The sequence below is a fragment of the Rubrivivax benzoatilyticus JA2 = ATCC BAA-35 genome, assembly GCF_000190375.1.
GTDB classification, from domain to species: domain Bacteria; phylum Pseudomonadota; class Gammaproteobacteria; order Burkholderiales; family Burkholderiaceae_C; genus Rubrivivax; species Rubrivivax benzoatilyticus.
On the sequence record NZ_AEWG01000074.1, the window covers coordinates 71,397 to 92,650 of the forward strand.

At 70.5% G+C, this 21,254-nt stretch carries 22 protein-coding genes; 12 read left to right on the plus strand and 10 right to left on the minus strand.

Going from position 1 to position 21,254, the window contains the following annotated elements; translation table 11 throughout:
- Nucleotides 1-36: 36 nt before the first annotated feature.
- The 4 genes from RBXJA2T_RS08425 to mltG are packed head-to-tail and all read right to left on the minus strand — an operon-like array spanning nucleotide 37 to nucleotide 3,081.
- Entirely contained in the window at nucleotides 37-441 is a 405-nt protein-coding gene (locus RBXJA2T_RS08425) for a PilZ domain-containing protein (RefSeq protein WP_050801748.1), read from the minus strand.
- Complete coding sequence (locus RBXJA2T_RS08430; protein ID WP_237704867.1) at nucleotides 438-1,454, minus strand: DNA polymerase III delta subunit-related protein; 1,017 nt, start codon at nucleotides 1,452-1,454, stop codon at nucleotides 438-440. Before RBXJA2T_RS08430 ends, RBXJA2T_RS08425 begins: the two co-directional genes overlap by 4 nt.
- Entirely contained in the window at nucleotides 1,451-2,068 is a 618-nt protein-coding gene (gene tmk, locus RBXJA2T_RS08435) for a dTMP kinase (RefSeq protein WP_009856922.1), read from the minus strand. The genes RBXJA2T_RS08430 and tmk overlap by 4 nt, the downstream gene beginning before the upstream one ends.
- A complete protein-coding gene (gene mltG, locus RBXJA2T_RS08440) occupies nucleotides 2,065-3,081 on the minus strand; it encodes an endolytic transglycosylase MltG (RefSeq protein ID WP_310731945.1) in 1,017 nt (338 codons plus the stop codon). Before mltG ends, tmk begins: the two co-directional genes overlap by 4 nt.
- Nucleotides 3,082-3,125: 44 nt before the next feature.
- Between mltG and ygfZ the strand changes: the two genes are divergently transcribed.
- A complete protein-coding gene (ygfZ, locus tag RBXJA2T_RS08445) occupies nucleotides 3,126-4,061 on the plus strand; it encodes a CAF17-like 4Fe-4S cluster assembly/insertion protein YgfZ (protein ID WP_037289768.1) in 936 nt (311 codons plus the stop codon).
- The gene (locus tag RBXJA2T_RS08450) at nucleotides 4,061-4,336 is read left to right on the plus strand and encodes a DUF4936 family protein (protein WP_009856925.1); all 276 of its coding nucleotides are present in this window, start codon (nucleotides 4,061-4,063) and stop codon (nucleotides 4,334-4,336) included. Before ygfZ ends, RBXJA2T_RS08450 begins: the two co-directional genes overlap by 1 nt.
- Before the next feature lie 19 nt (nucleotides 4,337-4,355).
- On the opposite strand, the gene RBXJA2T_RS08455 is transcribed toward RBXJA2T_RS08450, so the two are convergent.
- Complete coding sequence (locus RBXJA2T_RS08455) at nucleotides 4,356-4,814, minus strand: GNAT family N-acetyltransferase (RefSeq protein ID WP_009856926.1); 459 nt, start codon at nucleotides 4,812-4,814, stop codon at nucleotides 4,356-4,358.
- Nucleotides 4,811-5,722 (minus strand): alpha/beta hydrolase, encoded by a 912-nt coding sequence (locus tag RBXJA2T_RS08460; protein WP_009856927.1) that lies wholly within the window; start codon nucleotides 5,720-5,722, stop codon nucleotides 4,811-4,813. The genes RBXJA2T_RS08455 and RBXJA2T_RS08460 overlap by 4 nt, the downstream gene beginning before the upstream one ends.
- 51 nt (nucleotides 5,723-5,773) lie before the next feature.
- Between RBXJA2T_RS08460 and gbd the strand changes: the two genes are divergently transcribed.
- Complete coding sequence (gene gbd / locus RBXJA2T_RS08465; RefSeq protein ID WP_009856928.1) at nucleotides 5,774-6,922, plus strand: 4-hydroxybutyrate dehydrogenase; 1,149 nt, start codon at nucleotides 5,774-5,776, stop codon at nucleotides 6,920-6,922.
- Nucleotide 6,923: 1 nt separating this feature from the next.
- Here the strand turns inward: gbd and RBXJA2T_RS08470 are convergent, their stop codons facing one another.
- From RBXJA2T_RS08470 to RBXJA2T_RS08480, 3 genes are all read right to left on the minus strand, one after another.
- Nucleotides 6,924-7,835, minus strand: coding sequence for an L-lactate dehydrogenase (locus tag RBXJA2T_RS08470; RefSeq protein WP_009856929.1), 912 nt, complete (start codon nucleotides 7,833-7,835; stop codon nucleotides 6,924-6,926).
- A gap of 171 nt (nucleotides 7,836-8,006) precedes the next feature.
- Nucleotides 8,007-9,302, minus strand: a complete 1,296-nt coding sequence (gene aceA, locus RBXJA2T_RS08475; RefSeq protein WP_009856930.1) for an isocitrate lyase — start codon at nucleotides 9,300-9,302, stop codon at nucleotides 8,007-8,009.
- Between the two features lie 217 nt (nucleotides 9,303-9,519).
- Nucleotides 9,520-10,239 (minus strand): type 1 glutamine amidotransferase, encoded by a 720-nt coding sequence (locus tag RBXJA2T_RS08480; RefSeq protein ID WP_009856931.1) that lies wholly within the window; start codon nucleotides 10,237-10,239, stop codon nucleotides 9,520-9,522.
- Nucleotides 10,240-10,301: 62 nt separating this feature from the next.
- Here RBXJA2T_RS08480 and RBXJA2T_RS08485 point away from each other — a divergent pair, with 62 nt between their 5' ends.
- On the plus strand, nucleotides 10,302-11,258 hold the full coding sequence (locus RBXJA2T_RS08485; RefSeq protein ID WP_009856932.1) for an agmatinase: 957 nt from the start codon (nucleotides 10,302-10,304) through the stop codon (nucleotides 11,256-11,258).
- A gap of 78 nt (nucleotides 11,259-11,336) precedes the next feature.
- Nucleotides 11,337-11,861: a hemerythrin domain-containing protein gene (locus RBXJA2T_RS08490; protein WP_029718366.1), complete on the plus strand. Its 525-nt coding sequence runs from the start codon at nucleotides 11,337-11,339 to the stop codon at nucleotides 11,859-11,861.
- A gap of 56 nt (nucleotides 11,862-11,917) precedes the next feature.
- Here the strand turns inward: RBXJA2T_RS08490 and RBXJA2T_RS08495 are convergent, their stop codons facing one another.
- A complete protein-coding gene (locus RBXJA2T_RS08495; protein ID WP_009856934.1) occupies nucleotides 11,918-12,409 on the minus strand; it encodes an Lrp/AsnC family transcriptional regulator in 492 nt (163 codons plus the stop codon).
- A gap of 175 nt (nucleotides 12,410-12,584) precedes the next feature.
- On the opposite strand from RBXJA2T_RS08495, the gene aptA reads away from it, so the two are divergent.
- The 7 genes from aptA to RBXJA2T_RS08530 all read left to right on the plus strand — a co-directional run bounded on the left by aptA (nucleotide 12,585) and on the right by RBXJA2T_RS08530 (nucleotide 21,251).
- Nucleotides 12,585-13,892, plus strand: a complete 1,308-nt coding sequence (gene aptA, locus RBXJA2T_RS08500; RefSeq protein ID WP_029718365.1) for an omega-aminotransferase AptA — start codon at nucleotides 12,585-12,587, stop codon at nucleotides 13,890-13,892.
- Between the two features lie 26 nt (nucleotides 13,893-13,918).
- On the plus strand, nucleotides 13,919-15,220 hold the full coding sequence (locus tag RBXJA2T_RS08505) for an NAD(P)/FAD-dependent oxidoreductase (RefSeq protein ID WP_009856936.1): 1,302 nt from the start codon (nucleotides 13,919-13,921) through the stop codon (nucleotides 15,218-15,220).
- Between the two features lie 13 nt (nucleotides 15,221-15,233).
- On the plus strand, nucleotides 15,234-16,013 hold the full coding sequence (locus tag RBXJA2T_RS08510) for a gamma-glutamyl-gamma-aminobutyrate hydrolase family protein (RefSeq protein ID WP_009856937.1): 780 nt from the start codon (nucleotides 15,234-15,236) through the stop codon (nucleotides 16,011-16,013).
- A 63-nt stretch (nucleotides 16,014-16,076) separates the two neighbouring features.
- Nucleotides 16,077-17,444 carry a glutamine synthetase family protein gene (locus RBXJA2T_RS08515; protein WP_009856938.1) on the plus strand — a complete coding sequence of 456 codons (1,368 nt, stop codon included), beginning with the start codon at nucleotides 16,077-16,079 and terminating at the stop codon, nucleotides 17,442-17,444.
- A gap of 10 nt (nucleotides 17,445-17,454) precedes the next feature.
- Nucleotides 17,455-18,837, plus strand: a complete 1,383-nt coding sequence (locus RBXJA2T_RS08520; protein ID WP_009856939.1) for an aspartate aminotransferase family protein — start codon at nucleotides 17,455-17,457, stop codon at nucleotides 18,835-18,837.
- Between the two features lie 56 nt (nucleotides 18,838-18,893).
- Entirely contained in the window at nucleotides 18,894-19,994 is a 1,101-nt protein-coding gene (locus tag RBXJA2T_RS08525) for a polyamine ABC transporter substrate-binding protein (protein WP_029718364.1), read from the plus strand.
- A 153-nt stretch (nucleotides 19,995-20,147) separates the two neighbouring features.
- Nucleotides 20,148-21,251, plus strand: coding sequence for an ABC transporter ATP-binding protein (locus tag RBXJA2T_RS08530; RefSeq protein ID WP_009856941.1), 1,104 nt, complete (start codon nucleotides 20,148-20,150; stop codon nucleotides 21,249-21,251).
- The last annotated feature ends 3 nt before the right edge of the window (nucleotides 21,252-21,254 follow it).

Consider the following 21,254-nt stretch of genomic DNA (forward strand, 5'->3'; position numbering starts at 1 on the left):
GGACCGTGCTCGCGCCGGCCGGGTGTCACGACGGGGTCAGATCGTCTGCGTCGGCTTGGACGAGGAGATCGACGTGCCGAGCACTTCCTCGATCTTCAGCCGCAGCGCGCGGGTCTTCTCGTCGGCCGGGAAACGCACGCCGACGCCCTGGGTGCGGCCGCCGGAGGCGTTGGCCGGGGTGATCCAGGCGACCTTGCCGGCGACCGGGTAACGCTGCGGGTCCTCGGGCAGCGACAGCAGCAGGTAGATGTCGTCGCCCAGCCGGTAGTCACGCGTGGTCGGCACGAACAGCCCGCCTTCGCTGAGAAAGGGGATGTAGGCCGCGTACAGCGCGCCCTTCTCGCGGAACACCAGCTGGATCACGCTGGGGCGGCTCTGCAGGCCGGCTGGCGCCGTGGCCGGGCCCAGCCCGCCAAGTCTCGACGGCACGCGATCTGTCATGAGCGCAGTGTAAGCGCGGCGCTCGCCTGGGCGACCAGCGCGTCGACCAGCAGCGGCTCGTGCCAGGGGTGCTCGTCGTGGCGGGCGACGCGCTGCAGCGCCTGATGCCAGTCGTGCAGCGCCTGCGGACTGCGCGCACGCGGCACGCTGCCGGCCGGGAAGTAACGCGGCGCGGCGCCCGCGCCGATCGCCGCCGCGTCGTGGCAGAGCTTCTGCAGCGCGTCGACGATGCGCGGCACCGGCCAGCCCGAAACGGCCTGCGCCTGGCCGCGCGCCAGCGCCGCCGGCAGCGCGCGCCAGGCCGCGGCGCTGACACCGTCGGCAGCCAGCGCCTGGGCATCCAGGGGCCGGCCGGCGGCCGCGGCCAGCAGCACCTCGGGTTCGGCGACGCCCTGCCCGGCCAGCCAGTCCAGCGCCTGCGCCGTCGGCGGGGCGGCCAGCGCGACGCGGTGGCAGCGGCTGCGCACGGTGGGCAGCAGGTGCTGCGGGTCGCCGGCGCCGAGCAGCAGCCGGGTGCCGGGCGGCGGCTCCTCCAGCGTCTTCAGCAGCGCGTTGGCGGCCTGCAGGTTGATCGCCTCGGCCGGATGCAGCACGACGACCTTGCCGCGGCCGCGCGAGGTGGTGCGCGCCACCCAGTCGATCGCGTGGCGGATCTCGTCGATGCGGATCTGGCGGCTGGGTTTCTTCTTGCCTTCGTCCTCGGTCTTGTCCCCCGGGGCCGGCCAGGCATGGCTCTGGCGGGCCGTCGCAGGCATCAGCACCAGCAGGTCCGGGTGCAGCTTGCTCTGCACGAGATGGCAGCTCGGGCAGCGGCCGCAGGCCGGGCGCGGATGGCCGTCGTGGCCCTCGCACAGCCAGCTCTGCGCCAGCGCGACGGCGAAATGCAGCGTGCCGACACCGGCCGCGCCGTGCAGCAGCAGCGCGTGGCCACGCTGGCGTGCCAGCGTGTCGGCCAGCGGCGCGGCCAGCCAGGGCAGCGGCGGCGCGCCGTGTTCGTCGACGACCAGGTTCACCACGGGCCGCGAGACTCCAAGGCGGCTTCGAGCTGCGCCCGCACCGCGTCGGGCGTGGCTGCGGCGTCGAGGATCACGAAGCGGCCCGGGTCGGCCGCGGCGCGGCGGGCGTAACCCGAGCGCACACGCTCGAAGAAGGCCTCGTCCTGGCTCTCGAAGCGGTCGGGTGCACGCACCGCGGCGCGGCGCGCGGCAGCGACCGCCGTCGGCAGGTCGAACCACACGGTCAGGTCGGGCTGGCGGCCCTGCTGGACCCAGGTTTCCAGCGTGGCGAGCACGCCGAGGTCGAAGCCGCGGCCGGCGCCCTGGTAGGCGAAGGTCGCGTCGGTGAAACGGTCGCAAAGCACGACGGCACCCGCAGCCAGCGCCGGCTCGATGCGCGTGGCGAGGTGGTCGCGACGTGCGGCGAAGACCAGCAGCGCCTCGGTCAGCGCGTCCATCGGCTGGTGCAGCACCAGTTCGCGCAGGCGTTCGGCGAGTTCGGTGCCGCCGGGCTCGCGCGTCACCAGCACCTCGCGGCCACGCTCGCGCAGCCAGCCGGCCAGCCACTCGATGTGCGAGCTCTTGCCGGCGCCGTCGATGCCTTCGAAGCTGAGGAAGCGGCCCGCCGTCACTTGCGGCCGCGCTGGAACTGGTTCACCGCGCGATTATGGGCGTCCAGCGTTTCGCTGAACTGGCTGCTGCCGTCGCCGCGGGCGACGAAGTACAGCGCCTTGGTCGCCGCCGGCTGCACCGCGGCGCGCAGCGAGGCGCGCCCGGGCATCGCGATCGGCGTCGGCGGCAGGCCGGGACGGGTGTAGGTGTTGAACGGGCCGTCGGTTTCCAGGTGCACGCGGCGCAGGTTGCCGTCGAAACGTTCGCCCAGGCCGTAGATGACGGTCGGGTCGGTCTGCAGCGGCATGCCGACACGCAGCCGGTTGGTGAACACGCCGGCAACCAGCGAACGGTCGGCCTCGCGGCCGGTCTCCTTCTCGACGATCGAGGCCAGCGTCAGCGCCTGCTCGGGCGTCTTCAGCGGCAGGTCGGCGGCGCGTTCGGCCCAGGCAGCGTCCAGTTCCTGCTGCATCTTGGCGTAGGCGCGCTTCAACACCAGCAGGTCGCTGACGCCGACGCTGTAGGCGTAGGTGTCGGGGAAGAAGCGGCCTTCGGGCGCGATGCCGGGCGCGCCGATCGCGGCCATCAGCTCGGCGTCGCTCATCTGCGCGGTGGTCGGCTTCAGCCGCGGCGCCTTGGCGAGCTCGGCACGGAACTGGCGCCAGGTCCAGCCTTCGATCAGGCGCACGGTGGCGAGCTGCTCGTCACCCTCGACCATCTTGGCCAGCAGCGTGCGCGGCGTCGCGCCGGGTTCGACGGCATAACTGCCGGCGCGGATGCGGCGCGCCTCGCCCGACCAGCGGAACCACTCGTAGAGCAGGCGCGGCGACGTGACGACACCGGCGCGCACCCAGGCCTCGGCGATCTGCCGCGGCGGCGTGCCGGCTTCGACCGAGACTTCCACCGTCGGCGCGGCCAGCTCCAGCGGGCGGCCGAGCCACCACAGCGCGATGACCACGCCGACCAGCGGCAGCAGCAACAAGGACAGGATCGCAGCCTGCCACCGGCCCGAGCCGGACCCCCTTCTAGACATGGGCGGCGATGATAATGGGCCGCATGAAGTCAACCGTCGCTGCCATGTCAAAGCTCCAGGGTGCCGTTCGTCTGACCGACTGGGGCGTGATCCGGGCCTCCGGCAACGATGCCGCCGCCTTTCTGCAAGGCCAGTTGACGCAGGAGGTTCTGCGCCTGGATGCGGGCACCGTGCGCCTCGCCGGTTACTGCTCGGCCAAGGGCCGGCTGCTGGCCAGTTTCGTCGTCTGGCGCCGCGGCCCGGCCGAGTTCCTGCTGGCCTGCAGCGCCGACCTGCTGCCGGCCGTGCTCAAGCGCCTGAAGATGTTCGTGCTGCGCGCCCAGTGCCAGCTCGAGGACGCCAGCGCCGAATGGCCGCTGTGGGGGCTGGCCGGTGACGCGGCGGCGGCCGCGCTCGGTGCCGGGGCGCCGGCTGCGGCCTGGCGGCGCGTCGCGCCCGACGAAGCCAGCGAGCTGCTGCGCCTGGACGACGTGCAGGGCGTGCCGCGCTGGCTGTTCGCCGGCGCCGAGCCGCCGGTGCTGCCGGCGCTGCCGGCGCTGGCGCCCGAAGCCTGGGCCTGGCTGGAGGTGCAGAGCGCGGTGCCGCGCATCGTCGCCGCCACCGTCGAGCAGTTCGTGCCGCAGATGGTGAACCTGGAACTCGTCGGCGGCGTCAACTTCCAGAAGGGCTGCTACCCCGGCCAGGAGATCGTCGCGCGCAGCCAGTACCGCGGCACGCTCAAGCGCCGCGCCTTCCTGTTCGACGCCGACGCCCCGGCCGCCCCTGGCCAGGACGTCTATGCCGCCGACGATCCGGCACAGCCGGCCGGCATGGTCGTCGCCGCGGCGCCGGCACCCGACGGCTCCGGCGCCTGGGCGGTGCTGGCCGAAACCAAGATCGCCGCGCTGGCCGACGGTGTCGCGCTGCACCTGGGCGCCGCCGACGGCCCGGCGCTGCGCCCGGCCGCCCTGCCCTACGCCATCCCGGCGGCCGAGGCCTGATGGCCGCGCCGGCGCGGCGCTACGTCTACTACCGCGTCGCCGAACGCGACGTCGAGGCTTGCGCGGTGGCGGCGCGCGCCGCCTTCGCAGCGCTGCCCTTCGCCGTCGAGCTGTTGCGCCGGCCCGAGACACGCGACGGCTTGGCGACGCTGATGGAAGTGCACGGCGCTGCTGACGAACGCGAGGCCGACACCGCCGAGGCGCACCTGGCGGCGGCGCTGGCACCGTGGATCGTCGGCGAGCGCCACGTCGAGCGCTTCGTGCCGCTGGCCTGAACTTGCGCCGCGCACCGGCTCAGATCCGGCGGCGCATCTCCTGGTGCACGATGCCGGCCTCGACGAAGCTCGGGCCGACGGCCTCGAACCCCGCCCGGTCGTAGAAGCCGATCGCGCTCTCTTGCGCGTGCAGCATCACCGTGGCGTGGCCCGCGGCACGCGCGGCGTCGATCAGGGCGTCGAGCACCCGGCGGCCGAGACCACCGCCTCGGTGCGCCGCCAGCACGGCCATGCGGCCCACACGCACCACGCCCGGCTCGTCGCTGGTCAGCCAGCGCCCGGTGGCCACCGGCACGCCATCCGCGCAGGCGACGACGTGCAGCGCGCCGGCGTCGGCCGCGTCCCATTCCAGTTCGGCCGGGATGCCCTGCTCGACGACGAAGACTGCGCTGCGCACGGCCTGCGCGTCGGTGCCGAGTTCAGCCCAGGTGCCGACGCGCAGCGTCGTCGGCGATCGGAAGGTGTCGTGCGTCGTCATGGGTTCCAGGCGTGTTTCAGCGCCGCGGCAGCCTGTTCGAGAGCCATGGCGGCCTCGGGCAGCGCGCGGCCCATCTTGATGAAGTCGTGGGTCAAACCGCGCGCGATCTCCAGCGCCACCGGCACGCCGGCGAGGCGCAGCCGGTCGGCGTAGGCGATGCCTTCGTCGACCAGCGGGTCGCATTCGGCCAGCAGCAGGCAGGCCGGCGCGACGCCATCCAGGTCCTCGGCCTCCAGCGGCGCGAAACGCCAGTCGCGGCGGTGGTGGTGGTCGATGTAGCGGTCGAAGAACCAGGCGATCGTCGCGGCGTCGATCAGAAAGCCGTTGGCGAACAGCGTGTGGCTGGCGGTGTCGGCGTGCGCCGTCGTGCCCGGCGTCAACAGCAGCTGCAGCGCCAGCGGCAGGCCGAGGTCGCGGGCGTGGATCGCGCAGACCGCGGCCAGCGTGCCGCCGGCGCTGTCGCCGCCGACCGCCAGCCGGGAGCTGTCCAGCCCCAGCGTGCCGGCGTTCGCCGCCAGCCAGGCCATCGCCGCCCAGGCGTCGTCGACCGCGGCCGGAAAACGATGCTCGGGCGCCAGCCGGTAGTCCAGCGCGACGACGGCGCCGCCGCTGCGCCGCGCGAGCTGGCGGCACAGGCTGTCGTGGGTCTCCAGGCTGCCGACGACGAAGCCGCCGCCATGCAGGTACAGCAGCAGCGGCAGGCGTTCGTGCGACGGCGCGTAGAGCCGCGCGCGCAGCGCCGTGCCGTCGGCGGCGGGGATCGTGAAGTCCTCGACACGCGCCAGCGGCGCACGCGGCAGGTCCAGCACTTCGGCGGCGGTTTCGTAGGCGGCGCGGGCGGCCGCGGGTTCCATCGCATGGAAGGGCCTGCGCTCGGCGCGGCGGATGCGTTCGAGCAGGCCCGCCATTGCGGGTTTCAGCAGATGCGTTCCCAAGGTGGCCGCGAGGATACTGGCCCGATGGCCCGAATGTTCTACGTCACCCAGATCGACCTCGATTTCGGCGCGGTGCGCCTGCTGCGCGCCGAGTGCGAACGCACCGGCATGCGCCGCCCGCTCGTCGTCACCGACGCCGGCGTGCGTGCTGCCGGCGTGCTGCAGCCGGCGCTGGACGCGCTCGGCGACCTGCCGCACGCGGTCTACGACGGCACGCCGTCCAACCCGACCGAAGCCGCGGTGCGCGAGGCCGTGCGCGTCTGGCGCGAACACGGCTGCGACGGGCTGGTGGCCGTCGGTGGCGGCTCGTCGATCGACCTGGCCAAGGGCGTCGCGATCGCCGCGACGCACGACGGCCCGCTGGCGCACTACGCGACGATCGAAGGCGGCAGCGCACGCATCAGCGAGCGTGTCGCGCCGCTGATCGCGGTGCCGACGACCGCAGGCACCGGCAGCGAGGTCGCACGCGGTGCGATCGTCATCGTCGACGACGGCCGCAAGCTGGGTTTCCACAGCTGGCATCTGGTGCCCAAGGCCGCGCTGCTCGACCCCGAGCTGACGCTGGCGCTGCCCCCGAAGCTGACCGCGGCCACCGGCATGGACGCGATCGCGCACTGCATCGAGACCTTTCTCGCCCCGGCGCCGATCCCGCCGGCCGACGGCATCGCGCTCGACGGCCTGGCGCGCGGCTGGGCGCACATCGAACGTGCGACCCGCGACGGCCAGGACCGCGAGGCGCGCTGGAACATGATGAGCGCCAGCATGCAGGGCGCGCTGGCCTTCCAGAAAGGCCTGGGCTGCGTGCATTCGCTGAGCCACGCGCTGGGCGGTGCCGACCCGCGGCTGCACCACGGCAGTCTGAACGCGGTCTTCCTGCCGGCGGTGCTGTGTTTCAACGCCAAGGCCGAGTCGGTGCGCCGCGACAAGCGCATGCAGCGCCTGGCGCAGGCGATGGGCCTGCCGGGTTGCGGCGACGACGGTGCCGAAATCGCCGAGGCCGTGCGTGCGCTCAACGCCCGCCTCGGCCTGCCCTCGGGTCTGGCCGAGATGGGCGTCACGCGCGAACTGTTCGGCAAGGTCGTGGCCGGCGCGCTGGCCGACCACTGCCACAAGACCAACCCGCGGCTGGCCAGCGCCGAGGACTACCGGGCGATGCTCGAAGCGTCGATGTAGTTCAGCCCGGGGTCAGCTGCGACCAGGCGTCGCGCAGCACCTGCGCCGAATGCGCCAGGGCCTCGGCTTCGTCGTCGGCGAGCGACGGCGGGATCACCTTCGTCGCGCCGTCGCGGCCGACGATCGCCGGCAGCGACAGCGCGACACCGTCCAGCCCCTCGCCCGCGTGGCAGCGTGTGACGGTCAGCACGCGGTGCTCGTCACGCACGATGGCGCGCACCAGGTCGGCGGTGACGAGGCCGATCGCGTGGTTCGTGACCCCCTTGCGCTGGATGATCTCGTAGGCCGCGCGCTTGACCTCATGGCCCAGCCGCTGTTCGTCGTCGCGCGTCCAGCCCGGCCAGTCGCGCAGCGGGCAGCCGCCGACCTGGGCGCCGGACCATTGCACGATCTCCGAGTCGCCGTGTTCGCCCAGCACCTGGGCGTGCACCGAACGCGAGTCCACCGCCAGCCGTTCGGCCAGCGCCTGGCGCAGGCGCGCGGTGTCGAGCATCGTGCCGGTGCCGAGGACACGCTCCGGCGGAAGCCCCGAGGACTGCTGCAGCACGCGCGTCAACACGTCGACCGGGTTGGAGATCGCGACGATGATCCCCGCATGGCGGCCGACGACGCGGCCGATGTCGCTGGCGACGCGGAAGTTGTCGGCCAGCAGCTGCAGCCGCGATTCGCCCGGACGGCCGTTGCGGCCGGCGGCGAAGACGACGACGTCGCAACGCGAGACCTCGTCGAGGTCGACCGCACGCACCGTGGCGCGTGGGTAGTACGGCGCGCCCTGCGCCAGGTCCATCGCCTCGCCTTCGGCGCGCGCGGCGTCGCGGTCGTGCAGCAGCAGTTCACGCGTGACGCCGCCGTGCAGCAGCGAGACCGCCACGCTGGCGCCGACATAACCGACGCCGATGATTCCGACTTTCATCGAGTCACCTCCTGGCGGGCCATGCTACGCCGCCGGGCTTCCCGCGGGGCAAATCCCGACTTCGCATGGCAAAACGGCACGACCCTCGCGGGCCGTGCCGTTCGCCTGTCTCCTCTGGCTTCCTCTCGGAACCGGTTGCGCGCCGGGCGCTGCGGCCCGGCGCGGGGCGCGTCAGTGCGCGCCGTCGAGGAACTGCTCGTCCTCGGTCGAACCCTTCAGCGCGGCCGTCGAGGCCTGCTTCTCGATCGTCGTCGTCACGGCGTCGAAGTAGCCGGTGCCGACCTCGCGCTGGTGCTTCACCGCGGTGAAGCCACGCTCGGCGGCGGCGAACTCCTTCTGCTGCAGCTCGACGAAGGCGGTCATGTTGTCGCGGGCGTAGCCGTAGGCCAGGTCGAACATGCCGTAGTTCAGGCTGTGGAAGCCGGCCAGCGTGATGAACTGGAACTTGTAGCCCATCGCGCCCAGCTCGCGCTGGAACTTGGCGATCGTCGCGTCGTCGAGGTTCTTCTTCCAGTTGAACGACGGCGAGCAGTTGTAGGCCAGCAGCTTGCCCGGGAACTTTGCGTGGATCGCGTCGGCAAACGCCTTGGCGAACGCCAGGTCGGGCTTGCCGGTCTCGCACCAGATCAGGTCGGCATACGGCGCGTAGGCCAGGCCGCGGCTGATCGACTGCTCGAGGCCGTTCTTCGTGCGGAAGAAGCCTTCGACGGTGCGCTCGCCGGTCAGGAAGGGCTGGTCGTTCTCGTCGACGTCGCTGGTCACCAGGTCGGCGGCCTCGGCGTCGGTGCGCGCCAGCAGCACGGTGGGCGTGCCCATCACGTCGGCGGCCAGACGGGCGGCGACGAGCTTGCTGATCGCTTCACGCGTCGGCACCAGCACCTTGCCACCCATGTGGCCGCACTTCTTGACGGCGGCGAGCTGGTCCTCGAAGTGCACGCCGGCAGCACCGGCGTCGATCATGGCCTTCATCAGCTCGAAGGCGTTGAGCACACCGCCGAAGCCGGCTTCGGCGTCGGCGACGATGGGCGCGAAGAAGTCGATGTCGTTCTTGCCTTCGCTCCACTGGATCTGGTCGGCACGCTGGAAGGTCGCGTTGATGCGCTTGACGACCTTGGGCACCGAGTCCACCGAGTACAGCGACTGGTCGGGATACATCTCGCCGTTGCTGTTGGCGTCACCGGCGACCTGCCAGCCCGACAGGTAGATCGCCTTCAGGCCGGCCTTGACCTGCTGCATCGCCTGGTTGCCAGTGAGCGCGCCGAGCGCGTTGATGAACGGCTCGTTGTTGATCAGCGTCCACAGCTTCTCGGCACCACGCTTGGCGAGCGTGTGCTCGATGGCGAGCGAGCCGCGCAGGCGCACCACGTCGGCGGCGGTGTAGCCGCGCTTGATGCCTTTCCAGCGCGGGTTCTCGGCCCACTCTTTTTCGAGTGCGGCGGCCTGTTGTTCGCGGGTCGGTTGCGTCATCGGAAGACTCCTGGTCCAAGGGAGAAACGATGACGCAAGCGTACCCTTCGCGACGCGCGCTGCCAAGACTTCTGTCTTATATAAGACAAAAGATTGAGTCTCGACAAATCAACGACTTAGCAAGACATTCCCGCGATGCGAGATCGCTTTCTTTCATATGGCGCATTTTGCTGCGGTGCAGCGTCGCCCGATCCCGCGATGCGGAAGAAGCCTTCCATCACGTGAGATCGATGCCGCTCGCCGCCAGCCAGCGCCGGTAAAAGCCATCGGCCAGGCCTTGCTGCGCGGCCAGTGCGGCCAGGCCATGCCGACGCATGGCCTCGCCGTCCTGCACGCTGGCGTGCGCGCCGAGCGCCTGCCGATAGCGCGCGCCGTCGTCGCACGACCATCGCGCCAGCTTCTCGGCGTCCTGCTCGACATGGAACTGCAGCGCCAGGTGCGGGCCGATCGCGAAGGCCTGGTTCGGACAGGCTGCGCTGCCGGCCAGGCGCACGGCGTCACGCGGCAGCTCGAACGCCTCGTAGTGCCACTGGAAGACCGTGTGCTGCCGCGCCTCGCCGAACCAGGCGCGCGCGACGTCCGAGTCGGCGACGTCGATCGGCAACCAGCCGATCTCGGGGGCCGGCGACTCGACGACACGCGCACCGAGTGCCCGCGCCATCAGCTGCCCGCCGAGGCAGTGGCCGATCACCGGCCGCGAGCGCTGCATCGCGTCGAGGATCAGGCGCTCGCCGGCGCGCAGCGCCGACAGCGGGTCGTTGGCGCTCATCTCGCCGCCCAGCAGGGCCAGCGCGGCATAGGCTTCGGTCGATTCGGGGAACGCCTCTCCGGCCTCGGCGTTGCGGACCTCGAAGGCGACGCCACGCGCGCGCAGCCACGTCGCCAGAAAGGCCGGCCCGTCGCTCGACTGGTGCTGCAGCACGAGCACCGGCTTCATCGCCCGCGCTTCCTTATGATGGCTGCCACTGCGGCGCGATCGCGCCGCTGCCCTCCCGTCCGATGAGCCACTTCGCCTTCCTTTCCGATCACGCCTCGTTCCTGAAGGTGCCGACGCGCGAGGCCGCGCCGGCGATGCCGTTCTGCGTCGCCGGCGTCGCCTGGGACGGCGCGGTGACCAACCGGCCCGGTGCACGCTTCGGGCCACGCGCGATCCGCGCCGCCAGCCACATGCTCTGCGACGCCACGCATCCGCTGTTCGGCACGTCGCCGATCGGCGCGCTGGCCGACGCCGGCGACCTGCCGCTGCCCAACACCTCGATCGAGGGCATGCGGCGTGCGCTGCAGCCCGCGGCGGCGGAACTGATCGCCGCCCACCACATGGCCTGGCTGGGCGGCGACCACTCGATGACGCTGCCGCTGCTGCGCGAGTACCGCGCCCGGCTCGGCCGGCCGCTGGCGGTGATCCATTTCGACGCCCATTGCGACACCTGGGAAGACCACTTCGGCGAGCCCTCGGGCCACGGCACCTGGGTGCACGAGGCCTTCGTCGAAGGCCTGGTCGATCCTGCCTGCTTCGTCCAGGTCGGCATCCGCTCGGCCGCGGTGCGCGAGGCCCGCGACTACGTGCCCGACCGGGGCGGCCTGTTCTTCGGCGCGCGCGAGCTGCGCGGCCTGGAGAGCCCGGCGCAACTGGCTCCGGTGCTGGCCGCGGTGCGCGAGCGTTTCGCCGCGCACGGCATGCCGCCGGTCTATCTGTCGCTGGACATCGACTGCCTGGATCCGGCGTTCGCGCCCGGCACCGGCACCCCGGAACCGGGCGGCATGAGCACCAACCAGGTGCTGACGCTGCTCGAGGAGTGGGCAGACCTTGCTTTCGTGGGCATGGATTGCGTCGAGGTCTCGCCGCCGTACGATCATGCGGAACTCGCGTCGTCGGCCGCCGCGACCTTCGTCTGGACCTACCTGTCCGGCCGGCTGTCCCAGGCCCCGACCGGAGCAGGAGCGGTGCGCCGGTGACGGCGAACCGAACTTGATCCCGCGCAAGTCCGGCACTTTGCTCGTTCGAACAATCAGGAAAACCCTGAAGGAGTCGCGATGGTTGCTAGCTCTGGAACCAAGGCCCGTCCCGCCCGCATCCCGGCGCCGCCGGTTCCGCCTTTCGAGGCGCTCGACCGCACGCATGCCCGCGTGATCGAGGTGCTGGGCCAGTTCGACCGCCTGCTGGCGCACATCGACGAGAACGGTGCCGACGAGGTGGCGCGCGCCAGCGCCGCCGAGATCCACGCGTTCTTCAGCGGCCACGCCCGCCAGCACCACGCCGACGAAGAGCGTTTCGTCTTCCCGCAGCTGCTGGCCAAGGGCGATGCCGAACTGGTGCAGAGCATCAAGCGTCTGCAGCAGGACCACGGCTGGCTCGAGGAAGACTGGCTGGAGCTGGCGCCGCAGATCGAGGCCATCGCCGAGGGCTACAACTGGTACGACCTGGTGATGCTGCGCCACGCGCTGCCGGTCTTCACCGCGCTCTACTACGAGCACATCGGCCTGGAGGAGTCGCTGGTCTACCCGGCGGCCCGGCGCCACCAGGCCTCGCTGGAGGAAGGCGCGAAGTCGCGCGGCTGAGCGGCATCGTCTCCAGCCGACGCGGGCGCCCGAGGGCGCCCGTTTTCGTTGTGGCGTCACAGCGGCAAGGCGCTGGTCTTCTTCACGGTGCGCAGCACCAACATGGAGTTGGAGCGCACCACGCCGGGCAGGCGGGGCAGCACCTCGGCGTGGAAACGCTCCAGGTCCTCGGCGTCGCGGTAGGTGAAGCGCACCAGGTAGTCGTTGGCCCCGGCGACGTAGAAGCAGTCGAGGATCTCCGGCGTGTCCTTCACCGCGCGCTCGAAGGCTTCGAGCTTGCCCGGCTGCGTGCTCTCCAGGTTGACGATGGTGTAGCTCGTGCCGTGGCGACCGATGGCGCGTGGATTGAGCAGCGCGACGTAGCGGTCGACGACGCCCTGCTCCTCCAGCGCCTTGACGCGCCGCAGGCAGGCCGACGGCGACAGGTGAACACGCTGCGCGAGGTCGACGTTGGACAGCCGGCCGTCGATCTGCAGTTCCTGCAGGATGGCCCGGTCGATCGCGTCGAGTTTGGCAGGCCATTGCGGCGATGCTTCGCTAGTTCGCATGAAATTGCGCTTTCCGTCAGTTCGATCGCATCATAGTGCGTTGCCACGGGCCAACCCGCATCGACCGAGCACGCACATTGCTAACGGTCCTGGCTAGACTGAGGCCGGGTCCCGCACCCGTCTTCCCACGTCGAAACACCCGGCGCCGGCCTTGGCGCCACCCCGGAACACCGCCATGACTCAGGATCTTTCCGCCTACTGGATGCCCTTCACCGCCAACCGGCAGTTCAAGAAGGCTCCGCGCCTGCTGACCCGCTCGGAAGGCATGTACTACTGGGACGACCGTGGCCGCCAGATCCTCGATGGCGTGGCCGGCCTGTGGTGCGTCAACGCCGGCCACGCGCGCCCGAAGATCGTGCAGGCCATCCAGGCCCAGGCCGCCGAACTGGACTACGCGCCGCCGTTCCAGATGGCGCACCCCAAGGCGTTCGAGCTCGCCGACCGTCTCGCCAAGCTGGCACCGGCCGGGCTGGACCACGTCTTCTTCACGAACTCGGGCTCCGAGTCGGTCGAGACGGCGCTGAAGATCGCGCTGGCCTATCACCGCGCGCGCGGTGAAGGCAGCCGCACGCGGCTGATCGGCCGCGAGCGTGGTTACCACGGCGTCAACTTCGGCGGCATCTCGGTCGGCGGCATCGTCGGAAACCGCAAGGTCTTCGGCACGCTGCTGGGGGGTGTCGACCACATCCGCCACACCCACGACCCGGCGCGCAACGCCTTCAGCGTCGGCCAGCCCGCGCACGGCGCCGAACTCGCCGACGACCTGGAGCGCCTGGTCGCGCTGCACGACGCGTCGACGATCGCCGCGGTCATCGTCGAGCCGGTCGCCGGCTCCACCGGCGTGCTGCTGCCGCCCCAGGGCTACCTGCAGCGCCTGCGCGAGATCTGCGACCGCCACGGCATCCTGCTGATCTTCGACGAGGTCATCACCGGTTTCGGCCGCACCGGCCAGCCCTTCGCGGCGCAGACCTTCGGCGTGACGCCGGACCTCGTGACGCTGGCCAAGGGCGTGACCAACGGCACCGTGCCGATGGGTGCCGTGCTCGTGAAGGACACGATCCACGACACCTTCATGAACGGGCCCGAGCACCTGATCGAGTTCGCCCACGGCTACACCTATTCCGGCCACCCGCTGGCCTGCGCCGCCGGCCTGGCGACACTCGACACCTACGCCGAGGAAGGCCTGCTGACCCGCGCCACCGAGCTCGGCGGCCACTTCGCGCAGGCGGTGCATTCGCTGAAGGGCGAGCCGCACGTCATCGACGTGCGCAACGTCGGCTTCGTCGGCGGCATCGAGCTGGCCACGCGCCCGGGCGAGCCCGGCAAGCGCGCCTTCGACGCCTTCCTCGATTGCTACGAGCAGGGCGTGCTGATCCGCACCACCGGTGACGTCATCGCGCTGTCGCCGCCGCTGATCATCGAGACGGCTCAGATCGACCGCATCGTCGAGACGATCCGCACGGCCCTGCGCCGCCTGGCCTGACGCACGGACGCCCGGAGGCCGCCGCGATGCCGCTGCTCGACACGGACCAGGACCTGGCCCGCGACTCCTATTACGCGGCGACCGCGGCGCGTGGCCCCGGCCATGCACCGCTGACCGGCACGACGAGCTGCGACGTCGCCGTCGTCGGCGGCGGTCTGGCCGGGCTGTCGGCGGCGCTGGAGCTGCGCCAGCGCGGCTTCGACGTCGTGCTGATCGAAGGCCGCCAGCTCGCCTGGGGCGGCAGCGGCCGCAACGGCGGCCAGGCGATCCACGGCCTGGCCTGCGACCAGGCCACGATCGAGGCCCAGCTCGGCCTGGACGAAGCCAAACGTGTCTGGGCGATGTCGATCGAGGCGCTGGACCTGATCCGCGAGCGCATCGCCCGCCACGACATCGAGTGCGAATGGCGCGACGGCTACCTCGGCCTGGCGACCAACGCCCGCAAGGGCGCCGAACTCGCCGAATGGGCCGACCGCATGGACTCGGTCTACGGCTACCCGCTGACCCGCGTCGGCCACGCCGAGGTGCGCGACTGGATCGACAGCCCGCGATTCCACAGCGGCGTGCACGACCCGCGCTCCGGGCACCTGCATCCGCTGAAGTACGCGCTGGGCATCGCGCGCGCGGCCGCCGAGGCCGGCGTGCGCCTGCACGAACACAGCCCGGTGGTGTCGATGACGCCGGGCGAGCCGGCCGTGCTGCGCACCGCCGGCGGCGAGGTGCACGCCCGGCGCGTGCTGCTCGCCGGCAACGTGTACCTCTCGGGACTGGCGCCGGCGCTCGAGCCGCGCATCATGCCGGTCGGCACGTACATTGCGTGCAGCAGCGTGCTCGACGACGCGGTGGCCGACCGGCTGATCCCGTCGCGATCGGCGGTCTGCGACACCAACTTCGTGCTCGACTACTTCCGCACCACCGACGACAACCGCATGCTCTACGGCGGCCGCGTCAGCTACAGCACGCTGACGCCGTCCAACCTCGCACAGAGCATGCGCCAGCGCATGCTGCTGAGCTTCCCCCAGCTCGCGTCGGCCCAGGTCGACTACGCCTGGGGCGGTTTCGTCGACATCTCGATGAACCGCGCCCCCGACTTCGGCCGCCTCGCCGGCGCGCCCAACGTCTACTACCTGCAAGGTTTCTCCGGTCACGGGCTCGCCCTGACCGGAATGGCCGGCCGCCTCGTCGCCGAGGCGATCGCCGGCGACGCGTCCCGCTTCGACGTCTTCGCCAGGCTGCGCCACCGGGCCTTCCCCGGTGGCCGGATGCTGCGTACACCCGCATTGGTGCTCGGCATGGCCTGGTATAGGCTGCGGGACATCCTAGGCTGACCCTCGCTACTTCATGAGTCAAAGCACGCCCGTCGTTCTCGTCACCAGCTGCAATCGCCCCTCGGGCGAACACCCGTTCCACGTCGCCGGACGCAAGTACGTCGACGCCGTGCGCCTCGCCGGCGCCTTGCCGCTGATCGCACCGCCCTTCGGGCCCGACGAGATCGACGCGCTGCTGGACACCTGCGACGGCGTCCTGCTGACGGGCTCGCAATCCAACGTGCACCCCTCGCATTTCAACGAGGCGGTGCTCGACCCCTCGCTGCCGCTGGACCCGGACCGCGACGCCTGGACGCTGCCGCTGATCCGGCGGGCGCTCGAACGCGGCGTGCCGCTGTTCGGCATCTGCCGCGGTTTCCAGGAGGTCAACGTCGCGCTCGGCGGCACGCTGTACCAGGCGGTGCACCAGGCCGAGGGCCGCCACGACCACCGCGCGCCGGCCGACCAGCCGGCGGCGATTCAGTACGACCTGGCGCACCGTGTCGACGTCGTCGCCGGCGGCGTGCTGGCGGCGATCACCGGGCGCGAGCACTTCGAGGTCAACTCGGTGCACGGCCAGGGCGTCTGCCGGCTCGCGCCCGGCCTGCGCGCCGAGGCCCATGCGCCCGACGGTCTCGTCGAAGCCTTCACCCTGCCCGCCGCGCCGTGCTTCAACCTCTGCGTCCAGTGGCACCCCGAGTGGCGTGCCGCGGACAACCCCGTCTCGGTCCAGCTCTTCAACGCGTTCGGCGTCGCCGTGCGTGCCTACCGCGACCGGGTGCGCGGGCCCTTGCCTCGCGTCCCTGCCGCTTGAACGACAGGGTTTCGTGCGCCGCCCCTTCGATCGCGGCGCGCCGACAGCGAAGACAGGTACCCCATGGTCAAGAAAGATCCCTACACCTTCAGCGAGCTCGAACAGTGGCTCGACAAGAACCGCGTCACCGAGATCGAGTGCCTCGTGCCCGACCTCACCGGCGTGGCCCGCGGCAAGATCCTGCCGCGCGAGAAGTTCACCGAAGACCGCGGCATGCGGCTGCCCGAGGCCATCGTCGCGATGGGCGTGACCGGCGAGTTCCCCGAGGAGGGGCCGTACTACGACGTCATCACGCCGACCGACCGCGACATGCACCTGCAGCCGGACCCGACGACGGTGCGCATCGTGCCCTGGGCGAGCGACCCGACGGCACAGGTCATCCACGACTGCTACGACCGCGAAGGCAAGCTCGTGCCGTTCGCGCCGCGTTCGGTGCTGCGCCGCGTCTGCGACCTGTACGCCGATCTCGGGCTGGAGCCGGTGGTGGCGCCCGAGCTCGAGTTCTATCTCGTGGCGCGCAACACCGACCCCGACGTGCCGCTGAAGCCGCCGGTCGGCCGCAGCGGCCGCAGCGAGACCTCGCGCCAGGCGTATTCGATCGACGCGGTCAACGAGTTCGACCCGCTGTTCGAGGACGTCTACGACTACTGCGAGAAGATGGGCCTGAACGTGGACACGCTGATCCACGAGATCGGCGCCGGGCAGATGGAGATCAACTTCTTCCACGCCCACCCGCTGGGCCTGGCCGACGAGGTCTTCCTCTTCAAGCGCACGGTGCGCGAGGCGGCGCTGCGCCACGACATGTTCGCGACCTTCATGGCCAAGCCGATCGCCGGCGAGCCGGGCAGCGCGATGCACGTGCACCAGAGCATCGTGCGCAAGAGCGACGGCCGCAACATCTTCAGCAACGACGACGGCACGCCGAGCAAGGAGTTCTACTGGTACATCGGCGGCCTGCAGAAATACATCCCGGCGGCGATGGCGCTGTTCGCCCCCTACGTCAACAGCTACCGCCGGCTGGCGCGCTTCACCGCGGCGCCGATCAACATCCAGTGGGGCACCGACAACCGCACCGTCGGCATCCGCAGCCCGGTGGCGTCGCCGAACGCGCGCCGCATCGAGAACCGCGTCATCGGCGCGGACGCCAACCCGTACGTCGCGCTGGCCGCGACGCTGGCCTGCGGCTGGCTCGGCATCCAGCACCGCATCGAGCCCTCGGCCGAGTGCAAGGGCGACGCCTACCTCGGCGAGTACGCCCTGCCCCGCAGCCTGGGCGAGGCGCTGACGCTGCTGCGCGACGAGCGCGAGCTCGCGCGTGTGCTCGGCGAGGACTTCATCACCGTCTACACCGAGGTGAAGGAGATCGAGCACGCCGAATTCATGAAGGTGATCTCGCCCTGGGAGCGTGAACACCTGCTGCTCCACGTCTGAAGGAAGCCCGATGTCCACGCAACGCACCACCCGGGAATGGCAGGCCGCCGACGCGGCGCACTTCCTGCACCCGTTCACCGACTTCCAGGCGCTGTCGCGCAAGGGAGCGCGCGTCATCGAACGCGCCGAGAACATCTACCTCTGGGACACCGAGGGCCACAAGATCCTCGACGCGATGAGCGGGCTGTGGTGCGTCAACGTCGGCTACGGCCAGCAGGCGCTGGTCGACGCCGCGACCGCGCAGCTCAAGCAGCTGCCGTTCTACAACGCCTTCTTCCAGACCGCGACGCCGCCGGCCATCGAGCTGGCCGAGCTGCTGGCCGAGGTGACGCCGCCGCAGTTCCAGCACGTCTTCTTCAGCGGCTCGGGCAGCGAAGGCAACGACACCGTGGTGCGCATGGTGCGCCGCTACTGGGACCTGCTCGGCCAGCCCGAGCGCCAGGTCATCATCAGCCGCGACAACGCCTATCACGGCTCGACGATGGCTGGCGCCTCGCTGGGCGGCATGAGCGGCATGCACGCCCAGGGCGGGCTGCCGATCCCCGGCATCGTGCACATCGGCCAGCCCTACTGGCACGAACACGGCAAGGGCCTGTCGCGCGACGAGTTCGGCCTCGTCGCCGCACGCTGGCTCGAAGCCAAGATCCTCGAGCTCGGCCCCGAGCGAGTCGCCGCCTTCATCGGCGAGCCGATCCAGGGCGCCGGCGGCGTCATCATCCCGCCGGCGACCTACTGGCCCGAAGTCCAGCGCATCTGCGACCAGTACGGCATCCTGCTGGTCAGCGACGAGGTCATCTGCGGCTTCGGCCGCACCGGCCGCTGGTTCGGCTGCGAGACCATGGGCACCAGGCCCGACCTGATGACCTTCGCCAAGGGCGTGACCAGCGGCTACGTGCCGCTGGGCGGCGTGATGGTCGGCGAGCGCATCGCCAAGGTGCTGATCGAGAAGGGCGGCGAGTTCAACCACGGCTACACCTACAGCGGCCACCCGGTGGCCTGCGCGGTGGCCCTGGCCAACATCAAGCTGATGCGCGAGCTCAAGCTCGTCGAGCACGTGCGCGACGACGTCGGCCCGTATCTTGCGAGTCAGTTCGCGACGCTGCGCGACCATCCGCTGGTCGCCGACGCGGAAAGCTGCGGGCTGATGGGGGCGATCCTGCTGGCCAAAGACAAGGCGACGGGCACGCCCTTCCCCGAGTCCGTGGAGATCGGCATGGTCTGCCGGGGCCACTGCTTCCGCGAAGGCCTGATCATGCGGGCGGTCGGTGACCGGATGATCATCGCGCCCCCGCTCGTGATCACCCGGCAGCAGATCGACGAGATGATGGGTCTGATCCGTCGTTGCCTGGATCTGACGCTTGCCGACGCCAAGGCGGGCGGCTGGCTGTCCTAGCTGTCTTAGACTCGCGCGCTGTTCACGACAATCCCCACCCCTTCGGAGGTTCCCTCATGAACTTGAAGTCCGTCCTAGCGATGGCAGGCCTGGCCCTGGCCTGCTCATCCGTGTTCGCCCAGGAAGAAGAAAAGATCCTGAACGTCTACAACTGGTCGGACTACATCGCCGAGGACACGATCCGCAACTTCGAGAAGGAAACCGGGATCAAGGTCCGGTACGACAACTTCGACAACAACGAGATCGTGCACGCCAAGCTGGTGGCGGGCAAGACGGGCTACGACATCGTCGTGCCGTCGTCCAACTGGGCCAAGCTGCAGCTCGAAGGCGGCCTGCTGCGCAAGCTGGACAAGGCGCAGATCCCGAACCTGAAGAACCTCGACCCGGCGGTGCAGGCGGCGCTGGCCAAGATGGACCCGGGCAACGAGTACATGGTCGACTGGCTGTGGGGCTACACCACGGTCGGCATCAACGTCGACAAGGTCAAGGCGGCGCTGGGCTCGATGCCGATGCCCGACAACGCCTGGGACCTGGTCTTCAAGCCCGAGTACATCTCCAAGCTCAAGAGCTGCGGCGTCAGCTTCCTGGACTCGGCCTCCGAGGTCGTGCCCGCGGCGCTGCACTACCTGGGCAAGCCCTCGTTCAGCAAGACGCCGAGCGACTACGCCGCGGCCGGCCAGCTGCTGAAGAGCGTGCGGCCGCACATCACGCTGTTCAGCTCGTCGGGCTACATCAACGACATGGCCAACGGCTCGATCTGCCTGGCGCTGGGCTGGTCGGGTGACATCAACATCGCGCGCCAGCGGGCGATCGACGGCAAGACCGGCCAGAAGATCGAGGCGCTGATCCCGAAGACCGGCGGCCTGCTGTTCTTCGACGTGATGGTGATCCCGGCGGACGCGCCGCGTCCGGGCAACGCGCACAAGTTCATCAACTACATCCTGCGTCCCGAGGTTCACGCGTCGCTGACCAACAAGGTCTTCTACGCCAACCCGAACGCCGAGTCGCGCAAGTTCGTCAAGCCCGAAGTGGCCAACAATCCGACGGTCTTCCTGTCGCCCTCGGACATGGCCCGCATGGTTTCGCCGGACTCGCTGAACAACGACCTGCGCCGGCTGATGACCCGGACCTTCACCTCGTTCAAGACGGGGATGTAGCCCCCGGGATCTGAGCCCCCCGTAGCGCCTGCGGCGCTCCCCCCCGAGGGGGGCGCCGCCAGCGGACCGGCGGAGCCGGTCCGCGGCGGCAGCTTGACTCGCTTTCCGCTCGTTCTTTTTCCTTCTTCAGATAGACACAGGCCCGCCGCTGAGATGGTTGCCACCGACAAAGAAAAGCAGTTCCTGCAGATCCAGGACGTCGTCAAGGACTTCGACGGTCACCGTGCCGTCAACCACGCCAACGTCGACATCGCCAAGGGCGAGATCTTCGCCCTGCTCGGCCCCTCGGGCTGCGGCAAGAGCACGCTGCTGCGCATGCTCGCCGGCTTCGAGACGCCGACCTCCGGGCGCATCCTGCTGAACGGCGTCGACCTGGCGACGCTGCCGCCGTACGAGCGGCCGATGAACATGATGTTCCAGAGCTACGCGCTCTTCCCGCACCTGACGGTGTGGGAGAACATCGCTTTCGGCCTGCGCCGCGAAGGCCAGCCCAAGGATCGCATCGCCGAACGTGTCGAGGCCATGCTCAAGCTGGTGCAGCTGGGCAAGTACGCCCAGCGCAAGCCGCACCAGCTCTCCGGCGGCCAGCAGCAGCGTGTCGCGCTGGCGCGCAGCCTGGCCAAGCAGCCGCAACTGCTGCTGCTCGACGAGCCGATGGGCGCGCTCGACAAGAAGCTGCGCGAACAGACCCAGATCGAGCTCGTCAACATCATCGAGCAGGTCGGCGTGACCTGCGTGATGGTCACCCACGACCAGGAAGAGGCGATGACGATGGCCACCCGCCTGGCCATCATGTCCGAAGGCCGCTTCCTGCAGGTCGGCGCCCCCAGCGAGATCTACGAGACGCCGGCGACGCGCTTCGTCGCCGACTTCATCGGCAACGTCAACCTGATGGACGGCACGCTGACCGTCGACGAGCCCGACCACGTCGTCATCGACTGCGCCGACTGCCGCCACTTCGTCGGCCACGGCATCACCGGCACCGAGGGCATGCCGGTCACGGTGGCCCTGCGCCCCGAGAAGATCCACATCTCGCACCACCAGCCGGCCGAGCACGAGTTCAACTGCGCCCCCGGCAAGATCAAGGAGCTGTCGTACTTCGGCATGTTCACCGTCTATCACGTCGTGCTGCCCAGCGGCGCGCTGATCAAGGTGAGCGTGGCCAACACGCAGCGTCACCGCGACGAGAGCTACACCTGGGGCGACGAGGTCTGGGTGCACTGGTCTCGTTCGGCCCACGTCGTCCTCACCCAGTGAGCG

Coding starts and splice junctions, on each gene's coding strand:
- RBXJA2T_RS08425 (WP_050801748.1), bottom strand. CDS start 441: ATGACAGATCGCGTGCCGTCGAGACTTGGCGGGCTGGGCCCGGCCACG.
- mltG (WP_310731945.1), bottom strand. CDS start 3,081: ATGTCTAGAAGGGGGTCCGGCTCGGGCCGGTGGCAGGCTGCGATCCTG.
- ygfZ (WP_037289768.1), top strand. CDS start 3,126: ATGTCAAAGCTCCAGGGTGCCGTTCGTCTGACCGACTGGGGCGTGATC.
- RBXJA2T_RS08450 (WP_009856925.1), top strand. CDS start 4,061: ATGGCCGCGCCGGCGCGGCGCTACGTCTACTACCGCGTCGCCGAACGC.
- RBXJA2T_RS08455 (WP_009856926.1), bottom strand. CDS start 4,814: ATGACGACGCACGACACCTTCCGATCGCCGACGACGCTGCGCGTCGGC.
- RBXJA2T_RS08460 (WP_009856927.1), bottom strand. CDS start 5,722: ATGGCGGGCCTGCTCGAACGCATCCGCCGCGCCGAGCGCAGGCCCTTC.
- gbd (WP_009856928.1), top strand. CDS start 5,774: ATGGCCCGAATGTTCTACGTCACCCAGATCGACCTCGATTTCGGCGCG.
- RBXJA2T_RS08470 (WP_009856929.1), bottom strand. CDS start 7,835: ATGAAAGTCGGAATCATCGGCGTCGGTTATGTCGGCGCCAGCGTGGCG.
- aceA (WP_009856930.1), bottom strand. CDS start 9,302: ATGACGCAACCGACCCGCGAACAACAGGCCGCCGCACTCGAAAAAGAG.
- RBXJA2T_RS08480 (WP_009856931.1), bottom strand. CDS start 10,239: ATGAAGCCGGTGCTCGTGCTGCAGCACCAGTCGAGCGACGGGCCGGCC.
- RBXJA2T_RS08485 (WP_009856932.1), top strand. CDS start 10,302: ATGAGCCACTTCGCCTTCCTTTCCGATCACGCCTCGTTCCTGAAGGTG.
- RBXJA2T_RS08490 (WP_029718366.1), top strand. CDS start 11,337: ATGGTTGCTAGCTCTGGAACCAAGGCCCGTCCCGCCCGCATCCCGGCG.
- RBXJA2T_RS08495 (WP_009856934.1), bottom strand. CDS start 12,409: ATGCGAACTAGCGAAGCATCGCCGCAATGGCCTGCCAAACTCGACGCG.
- aptA (WP_029718365.1), top strand. CDS start 12,585: ATGACTCAGGATCTTTCCGCCTACTGGATGCCCTTCACCGCCAACCGG.
- RBXJA2T_RS08505 (WP_009856936.1), top strand. CDS start 13,919: ATGCCGCTGCTCGACACGGACCAGGACCTGGCCCGCGACTCCTATTAC.
- RBXJA2T_RS08510 (WP_009856937.1), top strand. CDS start 15,234: ATGAGTCAAAGCACGCCCGTCGTTCTCGTCACCAGCTGCAATCGCCCC.
- RBXJA2T_RS08515 (WP_009856938.1), top strand. CDS start 16,077: ATGGTCAAGAAAGATCCCTACACCTTCAGCGAGCTCGAACAGTGGCTC.
- RBXJA2T_RS08520 (WP_009856939.1), top strand. CDS start 17,455: ATGTCCACGCAACGCACCACCCGGGAATGGCAGGCCGCCGACGCGGCG.
- RBXJA2T_RS08525 (WP_029718364.1), top strand. CDS start 18,894: ATGAACTTGAAGTCCGTCCTAGCGATGGCAGGCCTGGCCCTGGCCTGC.
- RBXJA2T_RS08530 (WP_009856941.1), top strand. CDS start 20,148: ATGGTTGCCACCGACAAAGAAAAGCAGTTCCTGCAGATCCAGGACGTC.